Below are 2647 nucleotides of genomic sequence, written 5' to 3'. Positions count from 1 at the left end.
AAGAGTATCTTAGATACCCTCAAATCCGAACAATGTCGCATGATCTTCATGACCACAATCTTCCCGGAAGTCATTTCCGGCCAAGCTTTCGGCCTATTAGTATCGGTCAGCTGAATGTATTACTACACTTACACCTCCGACCTATCAACGTGATAGTCTCTCACGGGCCTTACCATAATTGGGGGAGATCTCTTCTCGTGGAGGGCTTCGCACTTAGATGCTTTCAGCGCTTATCCCGTCCCTGCGTAGCTACCCAGCTGTGCCTTTGGCAAGACAACTGGTGCACCAGAGGCAAGTCCGTCCCGGTCCTCTCGTACTAAGGACAGCCCCACTCAAATCTCCAACGCCCACAGCGGATAGGGACCGAACTGTCTCACGACGTTCTGAACCCAGCTCGCGTACCTCTTTAATGGGCGAACAGCCCAACCCTTGGGACCTACTTCAGCCCCAGGATGAGACGAGCCGACATCGAGGTGCCAAACACCCCCGTCGATGTGAACTCTTGGGGGGTATCAGCCTGTTATCCCCGGGGTAGCTTTTATCCGTTGAGCGATGGCCCTTCCACTCGGTACCACCGGATCACTAAGCCCGACTTTCGTCCCTGCTCGACCTGTATGTCTTGCAGTCAAGCTCCCTTCTGCCTTTGCGCTCTTCGTGCGATTTCCGTCCGCACTGAGGGAACCTTTGGGCGCCTCCGTTACTCTTTAGGAGGCGACCGCCCCAGTCAAACTGCCCGCCTGACACTGTTCCGGCACCGGTTCACGATGCGCGGTTAGAACCCCAACACTGCAGGGGTGGTATCCCAACGATGACTCAATGAATACTGGCGTACTCATTTCAATGTCTCCCACCTATCCTGTACATGCAGCGCCGAGGCTCAATATCAGGTTGCAGTAAAGCTCCACGGGGTCTTTCCGTCCTGCTGCGGGTAGCCGGCATCTTTACCGGCACTACAATTTCACCGAGTCTATTGTCGAGACAGCGCCCAGATCATTACGCCTTTCGTGCGGGTCGGAACTTACCCGACAAGGAATTTCGCTACCTTAGGACCGTTATAGTTACGGCCGCCGTTTACTGGGGCTTCAGTTCCGTGCTTCGATTGCTCTTACACTTCCCCTTAACCTTCCAGCACCGGGCAGGCGTCAGCCCCTATACTTCAGCTTTCGCTTTTGCAGAGACCTGTGTTTTTGGTAAACAGTTGCCTGGGCCTTTTCACTGCGGCCAGCTTTCGCTGGCACCCCTTCTCCCGAAGTTACGGGGTGATTTTGCCGAGTTCCTTGACAATAGTTCTCTCGCTCACCTTAGGATTCTCTCCTCATCTACCTGTGTCGGTTTGCGGTACGGGCACCTCTGGTCTCGCTAGCGGCTTTTCTTGACAGCGTGAAATCGACTGCTTCAGACTCTTTTGTCACCCCATCACGCCTCAGTTCCACAACTACGGACTTACCTGTAATTGCTCCCTCGACGCTTGGACACGCTCTACCAACGGCGTGCTCAGTCTATCCTTCTGTGTCCCCGCTTTGCTCAAATGACCTTCGGTGGTACAGGAATTTCTACCTGTTATCCATCGCCTACGGCTTTCGCCCTCGGCTTAGGCCCCGACTTACCCTGAGCGGACGAACCTTCCTCAGGAAACCTTAGATTTTCGGCGGGCAGGATTCTCACCTGCCTTACGCTACTCATGCCAACATTCTCTCTCCTATACGGTCCACAGTTCCTTACGAAACTGCTTCGCTCCCTATAGGATGCTCCCCTACCATACTTACGTATCCGCGGCTTCGGTAACAGACTTTAGCCCCGTTCATCTTCGGCGCAGGATCACTCGACTAGTGAGCTATTACGCACTCTTTGAATGAATGGCTGCTTCTGAGCCAACATCCTAGCTGTCTGTGCAATCCCACATCCTTTTCCACTTAGTCTGTATTTTGGGACCTTAGCCGGCGGTCTGGGCTGTTTCCCTTTTGACCACGAAACTTATCTCACGTGGTCTGACTCCCGTATATGATGCTCTGGCATTCGGAGTTTGATAGTTTTTGGTAACCGGTGAAGGCCCCTAGAACATTCAGTGCTCTACCTCCAGGCATCTCAATACGAGGCTAGCCCCAAAGCTATTTCGGGGAGAACCAGCTATCTCCGGGTTCGATTGGAATTTCACCGCTATCCACACGTCATCCCAACCTTTTTCAACAGATATGGGTTCGGTCCTCCATGTCCTTTTACGGACACTTCAACCTGCACATGGATAGGTCACCCGGTTTCGGGTCTACAGCATACGACTTCTGCCCTATTAAGGCTCGGTTTCCCTACGGCTCCGGAGCTCCAGCTCCTTAACCTTGCCGCACACCATAACTCGTTGGCCCGTTCTACAAAAAGTACGAGGTCACTTGCGCTCCCTCCGATTGTAGGCATAAGGTTTCAGGTTCTATTTCACTCCCCTCCCGGGGTGCTTTTCACCTTTCCCTCACGGTACTATTCTCTATCGGTCACTGGGTAGTATTTAGGCTTGGGGGGCGGTCCCCCCGGCTTCAGACCGGGTTACACGTGTCCGGTCCTACTCTGGATCCTGTCCTGTGGTACATGCCTTCGCCTACGGGGGTATTACCCGCTATGCCGTGACCTTCCAGTCATCTTCGGCTGACATGTGACC

At 53.6% G+C, this 2647-nt stretch carries 1 protein-coding gene and 1 other annotated feature (1 of these 2 running past the window's edge); the gene reads right to left on the bottom strand.

Annotated elements, in window-relative coordinates; genetic code table 11:
- Positions 1–77: 77 nt before the first annotated feature.
- Positions 78–2647: a sequence feature (most likely nonfunctional fraction of RNA operon), on the bottom strand; it runs 1556 nt beyond the window's last position.
- Positions 1561–1683: a hypothetical protein gene (locus EV211_RS11025; RefSeq protein WP_279222036.1), complete on the bottom strand. Its 123-nt coding sequence runs from the start codon at positions 1681–1683 to the stop codon at positions 1561–1563. It overlaps the preceding feature by 123 nt.

It is taken from the genome of Aminicella lysinilytica, from assembly GCF_004362975.1.
GTDB classification, from domain to species: Bacteria; Bacillota; Clostridia; order Peptostreptococcales; family Anaerovoracaceae; genus Aminicella; species Aminicella lysinilytica.
This window is presented reverse-complemented; position numbering and strand designations above follow the sequence as displayed.